We start from the raw sequence: 18,011 nt of genomic DNA, 5'->3' as shown, positions 1-18,011 counted from the left end.
TCGGCGTGCTCCGTGGTGAGTCGGGTGTTTGGCGAATTTATCAATCCTTGAACGGCAGCGTCATGACATATTATGCCCTCAGCGCAAAAGCTTGTAGATAAATTTAATGATTTAAAGACGTTACCCCATGTTGCCATCAGGGTGACGCAGATGGCCGGTTCCGAGACGGCCACCATGCAGGATTTTGAGGAAGTCATCAAACTCGATCCCGTGCTGGTTGTCCGTCTCCTGCGTCTGGTCAACAGTCCCTATTTCGGCTTGAGCAGCCATGTGGAATCCATTGCCAAGGCGGTTATTTTCATCGGGATGAAACATTTGCGCAACCTGGTGGCGGTTGAGGGATTGCGCAATTTGTTCAGGGAAAGGGCGGAGGAAACAATTTTTTCCCGCAAGAATCTGTGGACTCATTCGGCAACAGTGGCCATTCTTGCCCAGATGATTTCCCGGAGAATATTCGGAGAAGACGGTGAGGATGTTTTCCTGGCCGGCATTATCCATGATATCGGACTCATTGTCGAGGATCAGCTGTGCGGAGAAAAATTGCGACAGGTTTGTTCAATCTATTCGCAGGAGCAGGGCGAAGAGTCAATAACCGGGTTCGAGGACGGTCTCATCGGCACCAATCACTCCAAGATCGGCAGATTGCTGGCGATACAATGGCATCTTTCCGATGAGGTGGTCGAGGCAATTCGTTTTCACCACCGGCATGACAAGCAATTTCCCATCCCAAGCGTGATTGCCATTCTGCAACTTGCCGAGTTCATGGCCTGCAAGATGAATCAAGGGGTGGTGATTGGTCGCAGTGATCCCTTACCGGCATATCTGGCCGATCATCTGAAAAGCAAGATGGCTGAGTACAAGGTGCTTCTCAAGGCCCTGCCGGCGGAAATGGCGAAAGCCCGAGAATTGTATGACGCGGATCAGGAGCAGGCATGAACAGTCTGATCGATAATGTTTTTGCCGACTTTGCCGATGCCGACCAAGAGCTTCGAGATTTCCATCGGGTTCTGGCCGAAATCCTCCCGAGGACGGCTTTTGTTCTCTACGGCGACAATGGTACGGTCGTTGGCGGGCCAATTCCTGATGCAGATGCTGTTGCCGGGGAAGAGCGGCGCCAGGGACGAGCCGATGATACCTGTTTCCGCAGCGTCCCTCTTTCGGAAAAACGATGGATCCATTGTCTGCGGCTCAATGAATACAAGGCGTTTCTTTGTTTCAGCCATGAAGGACTTTGTGAAGAACTTGAGCAAAACGGTCAGCTTGCCCTTTTGTACCGCAATTCGATTCAATTCGCCCTGATGCGTCGGCATCATCAGGAAGCAATTATTGAAAATGAACAGTTGATCCGCAGGATGGGGGTGGTGAGTCACAAGCATACAAAGTTGCTGGACGAAAACCATCAGCAGTTTCTTCTTATCAGGGAGAAAGAACTTGAATATGCAAAAAGGCTGGAAAGCGAGATTGCCCGGAAGACAAAGAAATTGCGCGACGCCAACGAGCGTCTTGAACAGGCGAGCCGCCTGAAAAGTGAATTTCTTGCCAACATGAGTCATGAGCTGCGGACACCGATGAATGCGATTATCGGCTTCAGCGGACTTTTGCTGGAAACCGAGCTTACGGAAGAGCAGCAGGAGTTTACCGAAACGATCCGTAAATCTTCCGCCAGTTTGTTGGTTCTGATCAACGATATTCTTGATCTGGCCAAGATCGAGGCCGGAAAACTCGAACTTGACGCGGCGCCTTTTCAGCTTCATGGACTAGTTAAAAGTGTTGAAAGTATGTTTCGTTCCCAGGCGTTGCAGAAAAAAAACAGGCTGTTTTTCCAGATTGACGGCGCTCCCTCTGTGCGCTTTAGCGGCGATGAAAACCGTCTGCGTCAAATCCTTGTCAACCTGGTGGGGAATGCCATGAAGTTTACGGCAAACGGCGAGATTTGCATCAAAGTCGATACGGTGCGGGAAGATGAGAAAAACGCCTCACTTCGTTTTGCCGTGCGTGATACGGGTATCGGCATCCCACCCGAACGTCAGCAGGCTATTTTTGAGAAATTTACCCAGGCTGACGGGTCAACAACGCGAAAATACGGCGGCACCGGGTTGGGTCTTGCCATTACCAGCCAGCTGGTCGGCCTCATGAACGGCAGGGTGGAGCTGGAAAGCAAGCCCGGCAAGGGAAGCACCTTCAGTTTCGTCGTCACCTTACCCAAGGTTGACGATGCGGAAGTGAAAGAGGTAGCCGCTGGCCTGGAAAAAAGAGTGCCGAATGCCGAATCTTCCGGCCGGCAGGCTCGGCCCGTGGGAGAGGCGAAGGAGTCTGCCCCTGCCGCGTGTGATCTTCATATTCTCGTTGTTGAGGATAATCCGGTCAATCAGCGGCTGGCAACCCTTTTATTGAAAAAAGCCGGGTGTTCATCGGATATCGCCGGCGACGGCATAAAAGCGCTGGAAATGCTGAAAAAGAACCATTATGATCTTGTCTTGATGGATGTGCAGATGCCCACCATGGATGGGCATGCAGCCACCCGCAGAATAAGGGAAATAGAGGGGTCGTCGGAAAGGCGGGCGTATGTCGGTCTTTCGGGCCGGAATAATCGCCTTTATATTGTCGGACTGACCGCTCATGCGAGGAAAGAGGACAGGCTGGAGTGTCTTGATGCCGGCATGGATGATTTTCTCACCAAGCCGATTGTGAAGGAAAAACTTATGATGTTGATTGATAAAATAAGGGCGCAAAAGATATGACGGGGAAAAAAGTACGGGTTCTTGTGGTGGATGACACGGTTCTCTACCGCAAGGTGATAAGCGATGTCCTGGCCATGATTCCGGAAGTTGAGGTGGTCGGTACAGCCAACAACGGCAAGATAGCCCTGGCCAAGGTCGAACAGCTCACGCCTGATCTGATGACCCTTGATTTTGAAATGCCGGTAATGGACGGGCTTGCGACATTGCTTGAATTGAAAAGGATGAAGTCCGATGTCGCTGTGATCATGGTGAGCGCCCATACCAGTGAAGGCGCGGCAGTCACCATGAAGGCCCTTGAGCATGGTGCTTTTGATTTTATCGCCAAGCCGGATGGGGCATCGCTGGAAAAGAACCGGCAATCCTTGCTCAGCCAGTTGCGTCCGGTTGTGCAAACGGTTGCTACCAGGCGGATTCTGCGGCCGGCTTTGACAGGCATACCGCGCTCCGTTCCTCCGGTGCAACCGGTGTCTGCTGCTTCTCGCCCTGCAACCGCACCTGTCCGCCGTCAAGAAATGCCGCCGGCGACTTCGCCGGCTGCATCCGCGATCAGGCCCGTTCTGCCGTCCGGTCGAATTGCCGTTGTCGCCATCGGTATTTCAACCGGAGGCCCGAATGCACTGGCCGAGGTCATTCCTCGCTTGCCGAAAAATCTTCGCGTTCCGGTGGTTATTGTCCAGCACATGCCGCCGGTTTTCACCAAGGCGCTTGCCGATTCACTCAATCAGAAAAGTGCGGTGAATGTGATCGAGGCGCAGGGAGAGGAGCGTTTAGAGGCCGGTAATGTTTATATCGCCCCCGGCGGCAAGCAGATGAAGGTGGTGAAAAAAGCGACGGGTGAGTTTCTGCAACTGACCGATGATCCGCCGGAAAATCACTGCAAACCGGCGGTGGATTATCTTTTTCGTTCGGTTTCATCCATATACGGCAACAGGGCGCTTGGGGTCATCATGACCGGTATGGGGTCGGACGGCGTGAAGGGACTGCGTCTGATGAAACAGCAGGGATCTCAGGTCATTGCTCAGGATGAGACGAGTTGCGTCGTTTTCGGCATGCCCATGGAGGCGATCAAGGCAGGGGTTGCGGATGTTGTGGTGCCGCTGCATCAGATCTCGGCTGAAATCGTCAATCGGGTCAAGTAATGAATATTTCCCCTGATGAACTGCAGCGTTTTGCCAAATTTATCCATGATAAAAGCGGCATCGTGCTTGATTCCACCAAGGCCTACCTGGTGGAGTCACGCCTGTTGCCGCTTATCAGGGAAAAGAGGTTTTCCTCCTTCACGGATCTGCATAACCAGGCAAGCCGCGATCCCCTTCTTGCCAATAGAATCGTTGACGCGATCAGCACCAATGAAACCTCTTTTTTTCGGGATCAGAAACCCTTTGAGCTGCTCAAATATAAAATTCTTCCGGATGTCATTGACGCCAATTCATCTCGTCCGGGCGCTAACCGGACGATTTCCATCTGGAGCGCGGCCTGTTCCACCGGGCAGGAGGTTTACACGATAGCGGTGACTTTGCATGAGCTCCTCGGCAGCTCCATTTCGCAGTACAGGATCAAGATTACCGGCACGGATATTTCCGATACGGCAGTGATGCAGTCAAGCCGGGGCAGTTATTCCCAGTTTGAAATCGGCAGAGGGTTCCCGCGCCCGCTCATCAATAAGTATTTCGTTCCCGACGGCCAGAATCTGCGGGTCAAGGATGAATTGCGGGCCATGACCTTTTTCAGAAAAATAAACCTGATGGAGTCATTTTCCGCCATGGGGAAGTTCGACATTATCTTTTGCCGCAATGTTGCCATTTATTTCAGCATGCCGAACCGCAAATCTCTTTTTGAACGACTGGCGTCCCAGCTCCATCCCCATGGCGCGCTTCTCATCGGCGCCACCGAATCTCTTTTCGGCGTCACGGATCGTTTTGTGCGGCGGGAATATCACAATTCGGTCTTTTATTCATTAAAATAGGAAGCCGATCGAATGGAGACATGGGAAAAACGAAAACATCCGCGGGTTGATTTTTCAATTCAAGCCGTTTTTGAAACAGGCGAGCATGTTCGTACGGATCATCAATGCAAGGATATCAGCATGTCCGGTATTTTTCTCCGCACCCGGGAACCACTGCCGGTGGGCACGGAGGGGAATCTGTTTCTTCTTCTCCAGTGCGGAGAAGAGCGCATCGAGGTGCGGGCGCAATGTCGCGTCACTCGAGTCGTCGGCGTTGAGAGCGGCAGGCCTTTCGGCATGGGGCTTGAATATGTGACCTTGGATCCCGACAGTTCCATTGCTCTTTATAATGTTGTGAAATATCAAGGCGGTTACGCGAAGTAACCTTGAGGACTTATGGCACATATCAATCTGGATGATTTCCTGGCGGAACTGCGGCATGTCATTGCGGCAAACGACATTATCAAGGGCACCGTTCTCCTGAATCATTTTGATCAACTGGACGGCAAGGGGCAGAATCAGTTTATCGCGGTGCTGGCCGGTTCGGAAGGTGAAATCGTCATCACCATGCTGGCCCGTCTGGTTGTCAACGAGCAGGAATTCTTGATACCCAAACCTGTTATCCGCAATCTGCTGTTCAGCCGGGTCATGAAGAAGCCGGGGCATCTGCTGGTGCTGCTGAAAAGCGATCAGTTCCGCCATAAACAGATCCTGGTGGAGATTGCCGGTGAAATCCAGCTTGAAGAGGCGGTCCCTCTTATAGAAGAAATTCTGGCCGCAACCGAAGACCCCCAGGTAATGAAGACCTGTCTCGTTGCCTTGGGCAGCATCGGTGATCCCGGTCCGATAAATACTTTGAGCGATTTTCTTTATTCCGGAGATCGTGAACTGGTTATCGCCGCCATCAACGCCCTGTCAAACATCGACACGCCAACCTCGGTGCAGCGCCTGGTGGAACGAATGGGAACCGACAGTGATCTTGACATCATCATCATTGACGCCCTGGCCAATCTCCAGGACGCTCTTGCCCTGAAGCAGCTGAACCGGGAACTGGGCTCCTCTCATGCCTATATCCGCAACCATGTCAAGAGCCGGCTGACCAGAATCGGGGCAAAGGCGATCCCCATGCTGGTGGAGAATCTGAACAGCAACGATTCTGATCTGCTGGTTCATTCACTCAATGTCCTGGGCTATATCGGCGACATCAGCGCCGTGCGGGCGGTGCGCAAGCTGATTCACGATGAACCGGCCGATGCAAATGTCCGTTTTGCCGCCTATGAAGCACTGGGGATGATGCCGCTGTCCAAGGGCGCGTATGTGCTGGCTGAGGGGCTGTCCGACCGGGTCGATCAGGTTCGCATCGCCGCGGCAAAAGCGATTGAATGGAACTGCGATGATGTGTTGATTGCCGGTGTCCGTAATCTTGTCATGCAGGGCGGAATCGAAGCGGAATATGTGGTGGATGCCTTTTTGAATTCCGAATCCCATAAAGTTGTTTTCAGTATTATTGATCTGGATGTATTTCAGAATCTGGCGGTGAAATTCTTAAACTCCAAGGCCCATCCCGATCTGAAAAAACGGTATGAAGAGCTGTTCCGGCAGAAGGGGTACAATAAGCTTGCCGACAAGTTGGTTGCCAAAGAGGTGAGCAGCGAAGAGAAGAAGTTGCTGGTTTATGCGGTTGACGACTCCAGGATGATCCTGTCGATTTACAAGAACACCCTTTTTCAGCTCGGCATGGAGGTACAGCTCTTTGAGTTTCCGGCAGTTGCCATTGACAGGGCGACAAGCATGAAACCGGATGTCATCCTGACAGACCTCAATATGCCGGACATCACCGGCATCGAGTTGACCCGCCAGCTGCGAGGTCTTTATAGTGCGAATGAATTACCCATCATTATGGTGACAACCCAGAGCGAAAGTCCGGATCACCGGGAGGCCTTTGAGGTTGGCGTCAACATGATCCTGGCCAAGCCTTTTACCGCGGATCAGATCGGCGCCGCGATTCGCGAGGTATTACAAAAAAAGTGAAGTGTCTCATTCTCCCATCTTCAGCAGTTCATCGATATTGAGTATTGCCACCAGTTCCTTTTCCATCTTGTAGATGCCTTCAAAATAAATACCGGTGATGCCGCTGATATTGGACGGCGGCGGGGTGATATTCTTCCTGTCCGCCCAGATGACGTCGCGGACCCCGTCAACGAGAAAACCGATATTTTCCGATCCCTGCCTGACGACGACAATTTCCATTTTTTCCGGCGCATCGGAAGATTCCAAAGCGAATTTTTTCCGCAGATCAATGACGGTTGCGATTTCACCACGCAGATTGATGACCCCGGTGACATACTCCGGCGCCAGGTGAACTTTGGTAATCTGGGTATTTTTGATGATTTCCCGGACCCACGATGTGTCAAGGCCGCAGGCCATTTCATCTATTTGGAAAATAGCCAGTTCCTGGGTGCCTTCTGATGTTTTCTCAACGGATTTCTGCATGTTTTTACCGCGTTCCTCCCTGCTTTTTCATGTAAAGATCAATCTTGGAAGCAATCTGTTCCCGATCGAGTTTAATTAGATATTCGTCCACCCCTGCCTGGCGGCCTCGTTCTTCCGCTGCCTCGCCGGCGACGGATGTGACGGCGATGACCGGAATAGCCGACCACCTTGGTTCGCTCCTGATGCGCCTGGTGAGCTCCAATCCATCCATGTTGGGCATTTCAATGTCCGTTAAAATTAAATCTATTTTCTCTTCCTCGAGTACCTGTAGTGCCTCCATGCCGTCTTCAGCGGTAAAAATCTTATAGCCGGCTTCGGTGACAAAATTGACGAGCTGATTCATGAAAAATTTGGAGTCTTCGACAATAAGCACATTGGCGGCAACACCACCCGTTTCTTCGTATTGTGTCTTGGTGTAAACAGCCCACTCCGGCATGATGGCGGAAACGACGCCATAGAGATCGACCAGCAGGGTGATCTTGTCAAAAATGATCATGGAGCCGAGGATGCCGGTCTGGCGATGGGTGACATCATCAATTTTTATTGTTGCATCGAGGATGTCGACGATTTCGCCGACCATGATGCCGACTTCCCTGCCGGCTATGGGGAAAACGACGACATAGCAGGATGATCCCGTTTCATCGCGTAAACCGACATTGGCTACCTCTTCAACGCCGAAAAGCGAAAGGGTGCCTCCCCGGTACTGAATGTTCCGGCGGCCGGCGGTGACGATGATGTCGTCTGTTTGGATTTTCTCAATGCGCGAAATAAGTCCAAGGGGGATCGCCATCTGCTCATTGGGTGCGTTCATGACGATGAGCAGAGATTGCGAATCTTCAAGGCCTTCCTGTTTTTCTTTCAGCAACAAGGACTGTGATTTCGTCTTTTCGGCCACCCGGTTGAGTTTCATTTGCGCGCTGACGCCGACCACATCGAGGATAAGGGCAACACGGCCGTCTCCTTGAATAGTGGCTCCGGCGTAACATTTGCAATTTCTCAGATGCGAGCCGAGCGGTTTGACAACGATTTCTTCCGAATCAAGCAATTGATCGACGATCAGGCCGTAGTGAAAATCACCGGAAGAGAGAACGAGAATGTTGTAGGCGCTCATGGGGCTGGTGCGCCGATCATCCCCGCTTCTTTTTTCTTCGACGGCGCTTTGTTCGCTGCGCTCTTCCTCGAGTTTTTCCAGCCTTTTGCCGCCCCGGGGATCGCAGATGTTCGTGCGCCGGTCTGTTCTGGTTGTCTGGGTATCCGGGTCGAGATAGACGCAGTCCTTGATTCCCAAGGCGGTGCGTAAATGGACAAGGGGCAGGAGTTCGCCGCGCAGACGCATGACCATCGCATCGCCGATTTTCTCGATGCGTTCCTTGACCTGGCCGGCAGGGACCCGCACCAGCTCAACCAGATTGACTTGCGGTATGGCAAAACGTTCCTGCTGGCAGGTAACGATGAGACTGGGAATAATTGCCAGGGTCAGGGGAAGCTTGATGGAAATGGTTGTCCCCGCGCCCATGGCGGTTTCGATATCGATGACCCCGCCCAATTTGGAAAGATTGGTGTGCACGACGTCCATGCCGACTCCGCGGCCGGAAACATCCGTTACCTCCTTGGCGGTGGAAAGGCCCGGCAGGAAGATCAACTTGGCCAGTTCTTTCTGCGACATGGCTTCAAGCTGGGCCCTGTCGTGAAGGCCCATCTCCAGCACTTTTGCCTTGAGCTTTTCGGTATTGATGCCCGCGCCGTCGTCCTCGATTTCTATAATGACCTGACCGCCTTCATGGAAGGCGCTCAAGCGCAGCAATCCCATTTCCGGCTTGTTGCTTTTGGCGCGTTGCCCCGGAGTTTCGATACCGTGATCCACCGAGTTGCGCACCAGATGCGTCAGCGGATCGCCGATGGCCTCGATGATGGTTTTGTCAAGTTCAACTTCCTCGCCCTCAATGATCAGATTGACTTCCTTGCCGAGATCCTTGGAAAGATCACGGACAACCCTTTTGAACTTGTTGAAGATATTGCCCACCGGTTGCATGCGGGTGGACATGATTGCCTCCTGCAGTTCCGAGGTGACCAGGTCAAGGCGTTGGGAAACGGTGTCAACTCCCTGCTGGTTATGGGTGGAAACCGCCTGGACAAGCTGATTTCTCGTCAAGACAAGCTCACCGGCCAGGGTCATCAGGTTGTCGAGCATTTTCACGCTGACTCGCAAATTGGTTTCTGCCTTGATCTGCGGCGGCGCTTTGGCCCCGGAAACGGCGGAAGGAGGTGCCTCTTCTTTATTCGGCGGAGGGAGGGTCCGGTTTTCTCGGGAAGGAGCTGCCGCCGTTTCAGGAGGTGCCTCGTAAGCCGACGTTGACGCCGGCGGCGTCGGTGCTTTAACATCAGGAATCGTGGCGGCTGGTGGCGCCGGAGCGGTTGCGTCCGGTTTGTCAAATTCAACCGGGTGAATTTTCCCGGGATCCAGACCGAGAAAGCCGGTCAGCAGATCAATTTCCATGATAGTGGCGAAGAGGGCAAAGAAGGGAATCCGCATTGCTTCCAGGTCGGATTGGAGATCTCCCACCGATGCAATGTCCACTTTGCTGTCAACCAGCTCGCCCGTCTGCTGCAGTTCCCTGATGACGGCAAGGGGGGTTTTGCCCTGCTGTTCGATGTCGGTGATCAGGTCGTATTCCAGAATAAAAAGATTGTTGGCCCCCTTGCGAATCGTATTCAGCTCGAATTCCTTGATGGTGAAGAGATCAGGGTTATTTGCCGTCCCCAGCGAAACACTGTTTTCAAGGGTGGGCTTTTCTTCTTCGTCCAGGTTGTTGGAAACCGCGTTTTGCAGGGCCAGCAGATAGGAGGATATATCGACATCGTTGCTGGTGGAGGCGTTTTCAATCATGGTGCCGAGCAGGTCGGTGGCATCCAGCAGGGTGCTGACAATGGCAGGGGTCGGCACAAGTTCCTGGTTTCTGATCAGGTTCATCAGGTTTTCCGAGGCATGGGACAGTTCCTTCACCTTGTCAAGGCCGAGAAAACCCGCTCCTCCTTTCAGGGAGTGGACGGCACGGAAAACTTTATTGACCAGATCGGTATCAATATTGGCACCGGCCTCTTCAATGGCCAGAAGATCCGCCTCTATCCCATCCAGATGCTCTTTTGATTCCTCGATAAAGGCATGCAGGGTTTCATCATCTTCAATCAGGGGCATATACTATTCTCCTCGGCGTTTGGCGCAGCCGATCGCGATAGACGGCGAAGTCGGGCCGGCTCAGCCGCCCGGCCACTTATTAACGTATGGTAAAATGATTATCCAGCCGCATGACCTTGAAAAGCTGACGGAGATCATCAGACAGATGAATCAGTTCAATTTCGCCGCCGCCGTTATTGGCAAGACTGTTACGTATTGAAATGAGAAGGCCGATTCCCGATGAATCAATCATTTCCGTTTCGGAAAGATCGATTGAAATTTTTTTTTCGCCGCTGTTGATGATTTCCAGAAATTCCTTTTTCAGACCAACGCATTGAGAGGCGACGATATCGACTCCCGGCTTCATCGTGACAACGCCGTCTTTTCTTTCTATGTGGCTCATTGTTTTTTTACCTTGGTAGTGATTAAAGGGTTGGGTCTGGATTCTTCAATAATATTATATGATTTTTTTTGTTAAATAAAGGGTATTGCCCGATTCATTGTAGCTTACGGTAAATCCGTAATGTGACAAGGAATGGATGCCTCTGCCGGAGGAGGCGTCGGTCGGCACCTTTTTTTTCAGGAGATGGGCACGCCAGTCAAATCCCGCTCCCTGATCGCTGACCACGATGGAGAGTTTGTCATGCTCAAGGGCGACGGTGCATTCCACCTGTAATGCGTCATTATTTCGGTTGCCGTGAATGACCGCATTGTTGAGTGCCTCTCTCAGGATATAGATTAATTCAAAAAGATTACAGCAGATTTTTTTGTCAATGATAAATTTTTTGATCGCGTTGACCGATTTGTCGACATTCAACAGGGTTGAGGGAAAGATGCAGGTGATGGACGCGGGTCTTTCTTTGATAATAATATCCTGCATCTCAGACCTCTATTGCCATGATTACAATATCATCATCCGGGGCGCTTTTCCGGTCGCAGACTATATGTTTCAGTCCTTCCGCCGCCCGGCTCACGGGTATTTGCCTGAGCTCCTCCGCCAGAGGCAGCAGTTCGGAAGTCAGTGCCGTCCAGACCCGGCGGGAAACAGCCCGTTCCAGCAAGCCGTCGGAGTAAAAGTAAAAGCGATCTCCCGGCTTCACCTTGATGTCGCAGGCCTCGAAATAGGCGTCGGTTAAGATGCCGACCGGGGTACCCCGCACTGAAATGAATTGCGCCTTGTCGTCCACCGGCACATAAAGGACCGGCGGGTGCCCCGCATTGACCAGCGACATGACCAGGGTTTGTCTGTTCAGACGGCCATAAACCGCAGTCAGGTATTTGCCTTCCGGCAGGATGTCGATCAGGACACTGTTCATCATTTTCATACTGTCCGACGGACTGTATATCAGGGATGAGTTCTGCTGCAGAAGCGCCTTCACCGCGGCGGTGATAAAGCTTGTGCCGATGTCGTGGCCGGAAACATCGGCAACCATATAAACCGCGATGTTGTCGGAAACCTGGAGGACATCATAAAAATCACCTCCGGCTTCATGGAGGGATGAATAATGGATGCCGAAATTCGCTTTGGGCAGATCAGCGGGGTTGACCAGCATGGCGGCTTGGGCGTCATGGATCTGCTTCAATTTTTCAGTTTGTCGTTTCACCAGGGCCTTGGTGGCCAGACTCAATTTGAGATGGAGCCGGACGCGAGCAAGAACCTCGGTGGTATTGAAGGGTTTGATCACATAGTCAACGGCGCCGAGTTCGAAACCTTTTATTTTTGACGCGACATCATCATTGCCGGTGAGAAAGACAACCGGAATGGAGTTGGTTTTCGGATTGGCCTGCAGTTTTTCCAGGACCTCGAAGCCGCTTTCCTTGGGCATGATAATGTCCATCAGGATGAGGTCGGGAAGATGACGGACCGCGGTTTCCCTGGCTTCGACACCGTTTCGGGCGGTAAGGATCTGGTAGCCTTCCCGCGCAAGTGAAATCTGTAGAAGTTTCAGATTGATCGGCGTATCGTCGACTATGAGAATGGTGATTTCTTGTTTGTTTTCCATGTGCGGGACGAAATATAAAAGAAAAGGAGGTCTCGTTAATAAAAAATATTATTTGCTTTTCAGGAATGGAAAGTCAAATTTTTAATCCGGTAAAAAAGAGGGGAGTCGGGAAAGCATCTTGCCATGGGCAGTAAGCAGCAGGGAGCGGCATGTTGCGGAAACGGTGGAAATGAAGATGTCGAGGCGGTTGTCCGGCATGAGATACTCGAGTCGGTCCGGCCATTCGATGACGGTCAACCCGTTTCCATAGATATAATCTTCAAAGCCGAGTTCTTCAATTTCTTCGGCTGAACCGAGCCGGTAGAGATCCATATGGTAGAGGGGGATGCGGCCCGGATACTCATGGAGCAGGCTGAATGTGGGGCTTGTGATGTAATAGTCCGGCGGCACTTCAAGCCCTTGGCCAATGGCCTGGGTCAGTGTTGTTTTTCCCGCACCCAGGTCGCCGGACAGGGTGAATATGTCGCCCGGACTGGCCGTCCGGCCGAGATGACGGCCAAAACGGAGCGTGTCGTCAAGTGTGGGCAGGGAGATGGTGCGGGCTGCTGTCATCGGGCAGGACGTTTGTGGCAGAAAAGGCAGCGGTATTTGGGGGGGTGATCCACCGGCAGAGGCGCTTCCCCTTTGGGATTATGGCATTCTTCGCAGAATTTTTCAGCTTCCTTTTTATCCATGGGGTAGAACCGTTCATGGTTTTCGTCATGGGGAAGGAAGGCGGTGGTTTCCTGTGGCGCATTCCAGAGAAAGAGAAAGGCTCCGCCGCAGAAAAGGATGAAAACAAGATTGTAAACCAGGAGATTTTTTTTCTTTTTGTTGTCCATGAGTTGTTGAATCGGCACGTTGGTTGAATTGGTTGAATAGGGAATCCCTCTTCCGAAACCCCATCCACGGTCACGAATCCCCCATTTCCAGAGCATTGAAATGGAGCAGGCGCAGTCTGAGGGCTGTCACAAGAAATTCAAGAATGTATGTGGTCATGAATCTGTTTTTGCCGCATATGTCAAGCAAGCGGGTATGGGTGGAATGTTTCCTGATCAGACGTCGGAGCCGGCTGTCGTCGGCAGCGGGATCAAGGATTTTTGCGGCAACGGTCCGGCCCGAGCAGACGGCCGGGTAGATTCCCTCCCCGGTTAATCCTGAAGCAAGTCCGGCGGCATCACCGACCAGGAAAATGTTGCCGAACCGATAACCTCGAAAATCGAAATTGATGGCGGCGGCCTCGGGCTTGATGCCCTTTCTTTCTATACCATGTTTTTGCATCCAGGCGTGTAAATTTTCCTGAAGAAGCCGGGGGGAGATGTCGGCGCGGGCGGCGTAGGCTCCCACCGATGCCCTGCCGCGGTGGGGAAATATCCAGGCATACCCGGTGGAGAAAAGGGCGGGGTCAAGCTGCCAGATCATGTCGTCAAAGTCCCCGGGGATATGATATTGGATCCCGGTGCCGATGCGGGAGGTGGGGATTTTCAGAAACCGGCGAACCAGGGAATTGCTGCCGTCGGCGCCCACCAGGTAGTGGTAGGAAAAATGGCCGGCGTCAGTGATGACTTGCCGGTCGGTAATCGAAGTGACCCCGGCATCGGTCAGGATGGTCACTCCGGCGCGGGTCGCTTCCTCCGCCATCCAGCGGCCGAGATGTTCGCGGTTGATCGTCGAGATGATCGGGTCAGGAGCACTGACAACGGTTTGTTGCCGGGCCGAGCGCACATGCTGGCAATGAAATTCCTTTTCGATGAGATGCGGCGGGAGATGGCGGGCAAGCCCCGACCAGGTTACTCCTCCGGCGCACACTTTGGGGCCGATGGATTTGCGGCGCTCAAGCAGAAGAACTTCGGCGCCTTGCCTGCCGAGTTTTTCCGCGCAGCAAAGCCCTCCGGGGCCGGCGCCGATGATGATCGTGTGAAAATGAGTTTTCATGCCTACGGATAAGGTTGAAGCTGAATCCACGCAGGTGCGCCGGAACGCCGGACAGGATGCTCGAAAGGGGGTGCATCTCCGGATGCCGGACTGAATGTAACGAGTAATGTAACGTTAAAGAAACAGAGACGCAAAGGTTTTATTTTGATGGAGAACATGGTATGTTGACCGGGTTTTGCAAATTCGTGTTCAGTGTCTGTCTCGCAGGCGATTCTTTTTGCCGCCACGCAGTGGAACAACGGGAATGGGCGGCCCATCTTTTTTTTACGTTACTACTCGCTAAATGAAGGTTCAGGAGCTTTTATCATGTCAAAATCCTTAGGTGTGGATCGGGCAATCAACAGGAAATCGACTTTTTTCCTTTTTATTCCTTTTCTTTTGCTGGTTGCGGCGGCAGTTCTTCTTTTTCTGCTGCTTGAGTGGGAAAAACCCCGCATCGATATTGCCGGAAATATTGATCTCATCAGCAGTCAACGGCGGATTGCCTTTGAGGTCAACGATGAAAAAAGCGGCATACGCCATATTGGTACTGTTGTGCGTCAGGGAGGCGTGGAAAAACAGCTTCTGGCGCAAGATTATGAAAGGCAGGGGTATTTCAGGTCCGCCGGGCAACATACCGTCAAGACAGAGGTGACCGTTGACAGCAAGGTGTTGGGACTGAAGGACGGCCCGGCGGAAATTGTTTTCACCGCACGGGATTTTTCTTTCTGGAATTTTGCCCGCGGCAATGTTGTGCAGCTGATTTTCCCGGTGACCCTCGATACCCGGCCACCCCAGGTGAGTTTGGTTGATTCCTCCCGTTATATCAAGCCGGGCGGAGCCGGAATGATTACCTACAGGATCAGCGAACCGGTTGCCAAGCATGGCGTATTTCTCAACGATTCCTACCATCCCGGATTCCCCATTCCGGCCAAGGAAGGGCTTTATGGGGCAATAGTCGCCTTGGCGTTTGATGCGGACGAAATCCGTCAGGCGCGGATTGAGGCGGTTGATCAGGCGGGGAATGTCGGCAGTTCACCGTTCGGCATGGTGTTTAAAAAAGTCAATTTCAAGCACGATAAAATCAGTGTATCTGACGGTTTCCTGGATGCAAAGATTCCGGAATTTTCCCAGCATTACCCCGAGATGACCGGCAGCAAACTGGAACAGTATCTGTTTGTCAATAACAAGGTTCGTTTCGACAATAATCAGAAAATAATGGAACTGTGCCGGGCATCGGTGCCCGAGAAACTGTGGGATGGTCGTTTCGGGCGGATGGAGGGCAGCAACCGTGCCGGCTATGCCGATCATCGCACCTATTATTATCAGGACCAGGAGGTGGACAAGCAGGTGCATCTGGGAATCGATCTTGCCGCCACTGAGCGTTATCCGGTGCAGGCCGCCAACCGGGGCAAAGTGCTCTTTGCCGATTATCTCGGCATTTACGGGAATATGGTCATTCTCGATCACGGTCTGGGGGTGTCCAGTCTTTATTCGCATCTCAGTTCGATTAATGTGGCGGTCGGCGACATGGTGGAAAAAAATGCGGTGATAGGCGCCACCGGCACAACGGGAATGGCGGGCGGCGACCATCTCCATTTCAGCATGCTGGTAAACGGTATTCTGGTAAATCCCATTGAGTGGTGGGATCAAAGCTGGATGGATCTCTATATACATGCGTATTTGAAATAAGACAGGCAAAGGCGGGTGCTGCAGAGATCCAAGGAAATCGGATCAGCGGCTTCGTGGGTAACCGTTTGCGCGTGCGCCGTATATTGTATTTTCAGAACGCAACCAACTCAGAAAGTTGATGAACCATGTCCAAGATCAGAATTCTGCCGGAAAATCTGGCCAATCAGATTGCCGCGGGCGAGGTTGTGGAAAGACCGGCCTCCGTGGTCAAGGAGTTTGTGGAAAACAGCATTGATGCCGGGGCCGGCAGGATCCGGGTCGAGGTGGAAGGGGGAGGCAGCCGGCTGATCCGGGTTATTGACGACGGTTCCGGCATGGACCAGGACGACATGCTCCTTTGCCTTGAACGCCACGCCACCAGCAAACTGTGGAACGCCGAACAGCTTGCCGCGATCAATACCCTTGGTTTCAGGGGTGAGGCCATCCCGAGCATCGCTTCGGTGTCGCGGCTGACCATCACGTCCCGGCTCGTCGACGCGCCGTTGGGCAACCGGGCCGAGGTTCGTTTCGGGCAGCTCCATAAGGTTCATGAAATGGGTTGCGGTCCAGGGACCATCATGGAGGTTCATGATCTTTTCGGCAACGTCCCGGCCCGCAGGAAATTTCTCAAAACAACCCGCACCGAGCTTTCCCATATTGACGAAATCGTCATCAACAGTGCGCTTGCCTATCCGGCCATCGGCTTTACCTGTGCGGTTGACAACAAAGAGGTGCTTTCCTTTGCCGCCGGGTGTGAGAGCTTGGAGTGGCGGGTTCGCGAGATTATGGCCCCCCATCTGAAAAAAAATCTGATCCCTGTCGAGGGGCGGGAAGGGGAAATGGCACTTTCCGGTTTTCTGCTGCCCCCGGATGAGGGTGCGGCCCCTGCGGCGCGCCTGAAAATTTTCGTCAACCGGCGGCCGGTGCGGGATCGTGTGATCAGCCATGCGGTTGCCGAAGGGATGCATAATTTTCTCATGAAGGGCCGGAAGCCCGGCGGCGCCGTCTTTCTTGCCCTTGATCCGCGGCTGGTTGATGTCAATGTCCATCCCACCAAGCAGGAAATCCGCTTCCGCGATTCCCAGCATGTCCACCGCATGGTGGTTTATGCCGTGGGCCGGGCAATGGAAAATTATCAGAACGAGGTCCGGTTTTCTCTCTTCGGCAGGCCTGAAAAAAGTGAAAAGCAACCATTCTCAGGCCTGGCCGCAAGTTCTCCGGCAACACCCCGGCGCCGGGATACGCCCGATTCCTTGTCCGTCCCGGCGGTAAAGCTTTTTGTTGAGACGACCCGGCCGTCCGTTCCGGTGAACGCGCCGGCCGTTTTGACCGTTGCCGAACCTCCACCGCCCGGCGTTCATCCTCCACCATCGCAGGCGATGGACGCGGAGGACAAAAGCGTGCAACCGGAAAAAACGACAGGTCGACGACTTCGCTATGTCGGGCAGTTTTTTCAGTCGTATCTTCTCTGTGAAACCGATGGGGGCATCGCGGTGATCGACCAGCATGCCGCCCATGAACGACTGCTTTTCGAGAAGCTGAAAAATCAGTATCATGACATGCGGTTGCCTGGCCGGTCGCTGTTGTTCCCGGAGATCATCGAATGTACTCCGGCCCAGATCGAGGTCTTGACTGCCCATGCCGAGGAAATCAGGCGGCTCGGCGTGAACATCCAGGAATTCGGCGGTCAGAGTTATGCCGTCAAGGCGGTGCCTGCCATACTTGGCCATCTCGGCCCGCTTGAAATCATCAACGGTATTTTTGACTGTTTCCTCAACCGCGAAGGCAAAGAAAAAGTGACCGCCCGGCGGATTGATGATATTCTTGCCCTGATGGCATGCAAGGCGGCGGTCAAGGCCAATGATCCGTTGCTGCCCCAAGAGGGAGAAGAGCTTGTCCGGAGGATGGAGGAAGCGGGTATTTTTTCCCATTGCCCGCACGGACGGCCGGTGGTGAAATTTTTTAGCGAAGCCGACATAAAAAAATGGTTTTTTCGATGAAAGAAACGGTAAAGTGAGTTTGCGGCATCAGGAGTGGTTCGTGCTGTTTTCTGCAATTTCTAAATCAAAATAATATTCCAGCAAGCTGAG

Annotated in this window: 16 protein-coding genes; 8 read left to right on the top strand and 8 right to left on the bottom strand. The window is 52.8% G+C overall.

The features are described 5' to 3' along the window. The first annotated feature begins 72 nt into the window (after window positions 1-72). Genes BM485_04800 through BM485_04775 form a run of 6 tightly spaced genes read left to right on the top strand, consistent with a single transcriptional unit; the run spans window position 73 to window position 6,717 of the window. Window positions 73-936, top strand: a complete 864-nt coding sequence (locus BM485_04800) for a metal-dependent phosphohydrolase (GenBank protein ID OKY76549.1) — start codon at window positions 73-75, stop codon at window positions 934-936. Then, complete coding sequence (locus tag BM485_04795; protein OKY76548.1) at window positions 933-2,741, top strand: hypothetical protein; 1,809 nt, start codon at window positions 933-935, stop codon at window positions 2,739-2,741. Before BM485_04800 ends, BM485_04795 begins: the two co-directional genes overlap by 4 nt. Beyond that, window positions 2,738-3,880, top strand: coding sequence for a chemotaxis response regulator protein-glutamate methylesterase (locus tag BM485_04790; protein OKY76547.1), 1,143 nt, complete (start codon window positions 2,738-2,740; stop codon window positions 3,878-3,880). Before BM485_04795 ends, BM485_04790 begins: the two co-directional genes overlap by 4 nt. Then, window positions 3,880-4,707, top strand: coding sequence for a chemotaxis protein CheR (locus tag BM485_04785; GenBank protein ID OKY76546.1), 828 nt, complete (start codon window positions 3,880-3,882; stop codon window positions 4,705-4,707). Before BM485_04790 ends, BM485_04785 begins: the two co-directional genes overlap by 1 nt. A gap of 12 nt (window positions 4,708-4,719) precedes the next feature. Beyond that, window positions 4,720-5,070, top strand: a complete 351-nt coding sequence (locus BM485_04780) for a hypothetical protein (protein OKY76545.1) — start codon at window positions 4,720-4,722, stop codon at window positions 5,068-5,070. A gap of 12 nt (window positions 5,071-5,082) precedes the next feature. Next, window positions 5,083-6,717, top strand: coding sequence for a hypothetical protein (locus BM485_04775; GenBank protein ID OKY76544.1), 1,635 nt, complete (start codon window positions 5,083-5,085; stop codon window positions 6,715-6,717). A gap of 6 nt (window positions 6,718-6,723) precedes the next feature. Here the strand turns inward: BM485_04775 and BM485_04770 are convergent, their stop codons facing one another. The 8 genes from BM485_04770 to BM485_04735 all read right to left on the bottom strand — a co-directional run bounded on the left by BM485_04770 (window position 6,724) and on the right by BM485_04735 (window position 14,271). Then, the gene (locus BM485_04770; GenBank protein ID OKY76543.1) at window positions 6,724-7,179 is read right to left on the bottom strand and encodes a hypothetical protein; all 456 of its coding nucleotides are present in this window, start codon (window positions 7,177-7,179) and stop codon (window positions 6,724-6,726) included. 4 nt (window positions 7,180-7,183) lie between these two features. Then, the gene (locus BM485_04765) at window positions 7,184-10,369 is read right to left on the bottom strand and encodes a hypothetical protein (GenBank protein ID OKY76633.1); all 3,186 of its coding nucleotides are present in this window, start codon (window positions 10,367-10,369) and stop codon (window positions 7,184-7,186) included. Between the two features lie 85 nt (window positions 10,370-10,454). Then, on the bottom strand, window positions 10,455-10,757 hold the full coding sequence (locus BM485_04760) for a hypothetical protein (GenBank protein OKY76542.1): 303 nt from the start codon (window positions 10,755-10,757) through the stop codon (window positions 10,455-10,457). A 54-nt stretch (window positions 10,758-10,811) separates the two neighbouring features. After that, window positions 10,812-11,234 carry a hypothetical protein gene (locus tag BM485_04755; GenBank protein OKY76541.1) on the bottom strand — a complete coding sequence of 141 codons (423 nt, stop codon included), beginning with the start codon at window positions 11,232-11,234 and terminating at the stop codon, window positions 10,812-10,814. A gap of 1 nt (window position 11,235) precedes the next feature. Next, window positions 11,236-12,357 (bottom strand): histidine kinase, encoded by a 1,122-nt coding sequence (locus BM485_04750; GenBank protein OKY76540.1) that lies wholly within the window; start codon window positions 12,355-12,357, stop codon window positions 11,236-11,238. Between the two features lie 81 nt (window positions 12,358-12,438). Next, window positions 12,439-12,909, bottom strand: a complete 471-nt coding sequence (locus BM485_04745) for a tRNA (adenosine(37)-N6)-threonylcarbamoyltransferase complex ATPase subunit type 1 TsaE (GenBank protein OKY76539.1) — start codon at window positions 12,907-12,909, stop codon at window positions 12,439-12,441. Beyond that, window positions 12,906-13,178, bottom strand: a complete 273-nt coding sequence (locus BM485_04740; protein OKY76538.1) for a hypothetical protein — start codon at window positions 13,176-13,178, stop codon at window positions 12,906-12,908. The genes BM485_04745 and BM485_04740 overlap by 4 nt, the downstream gene beginning before the upstream one ends. A gap of 70 nt (window positions 13,179-13,248) precedes the next feature. After that, window positions 13,249-14,271, bottom strand: a complete 1,023-nt coding sequence (locus BM485_04735; GenBank protein OKY76537.1) for a hypothetical protein — start codon at window positions 14,269-14,271, stop codon at window positions 13,249-13,251. Window positions 14,272-14,577: 306 nt separating this feature from the next. Here BM485_04735 and BM485_04730 point away from each other — a divergent pair, with 306 nt between their 5' ends. Together BM485_04730 and BM485_04725 are read left to right on the top strand one after the other, a co-directional pair. Continuing rightward, a complete protein-coding gene (locus BM485_04730) occupies window positions 14,578-15,942 on the top strand; it encodes a hypothetical protein (protein OKY76536.1) in 1,365 nt (454 codons plus the stop codon). 125 nt (window positions 15,943-16,067) lie between these two features. Beyond that, window positions 16,068-17,921 (top strand): hypothetical protein, encoded by a 1,854-nt coding sequence (locus tag BM485_04725; GenBank protein OKY76535.1) that lies wholly within the window; start codon window positions 16,068-16,070, stop codon window positions 17,919-17,921. The last annotated feature ends 90 nt before the right edge of the window (window positions 17,922-18,011 follow it).

This window comes from Desulfobulbaceae bacterium DB1, from assembly GCA_001914235.1.
GTDB lineage: Bacteria > Desulfobacterota > Desulfobulbia > Desulfobulbales > SURF-16 > DB1.
The sequence above is the reverse complement of the archived record's forward strand: the minus strand, read 5'-3'. Positions and strand labels throughout refer to the sequence as shown.

Bases quoted from the DNA above. Each gene is read 5' to 3' on its own strand.
- BM485_04780 (OKY76545.1), top strand. From the start codon at position 4,720: ATGGAGACATGGGAAAAACGAAAACATCCGCGGGTTGATTTTTCAATT.
- BM485_04785 (OKY76546.1), top strand. From the start codon at position 3,880: ATGAATATTTCCCCTGATGAACTGCAGCGTTTTGCCAAATTTATCCAT.
- BM485_04800 (OKY76549.1), top strand. From the start codon at position 73: ATGCCCTCAGCGCAAAAGCTTGTAGATAAATTTAATGATTTAAAGACG.
- BM485_04795 (OKY76548.1), top strand. From the start codon at position 933: ATGAACAGTCTGATCGATAATGTTTTTGCCGACTTTGCCGATGCCGAC.
- BM485_04755 (OKY76541.1), bottom strand. From the start codon at position 11,234: ATGCAGGATATTATTATCAAAGAAAGACCCGCGTCCATCACCTGCATC.
- BM485_04775 (OKY76544.1), top strand. From the start codon at position 5,083: ATGGCACATATCAATCTGGATGATTTCCTGGCGGAACTGCGGCATGTC.
- BM485_04750 (OKY76540.1), bottom strand. From the start codon at position 12,357: ATGGAAAACAAACAAGAAATCACCATTCTCATAGTCGACGATACGCCG.
- BM485_04740 (OKY76538.1), bottom strand. From the start codon at position 13,178: ATGGACAACAAAAAGAAAAAAAATCTCCTGGTTTACAATCTTGTTTTC.
- BM485_04760 (OKY76542.1), bottom strand. From the start codon at position 10,757: ATGAGCCACATAGAAAGAAAAGACGGCGTTGTCACGATGAAGCCGGGA.
- BM485_04790 (OKY76547.1), top strand. From the start codon at position 2,738: ATGACGGGGAAAAAAGTACGGGTTCTTGTGGTGGATGACACGGTTCTC.
- BM485_04770 (OKY76543.1), bottom strand. From the start codon at position 7,179: ATGCAGAAATCCGTTGAGAAAACATCAGAAGGCACCCAGGAACTGGCT.
- BM485_04725 (OKY76535.1), top strand. From the start codon at position 16,068: ATGTCCAAGATCAGAATTCTGCCGGAAAATCTGGCCAATCAGATTGCC.
- BM485_04735 (OKY76537.1), bottom strand. From the start codon at position 14,271: ATGAAAACTCATTTTCACACGATCATCATCGGCGCCGGCCCCGGAGGG.
- BM485_04745 (OKY76539.1), bottom strand. From the start codon at position 12,909: ATGACAGCAGCCCGCACCATCTCCCTGCCCACACTTGACGACACGCTC.
- BM485_04730 (OKY76536.1), top strand. From the start codon at position 14,578: ATGTCAAAATCCTTAGGTGTGGATCGGGCAATCAACAGGAAATCGACT.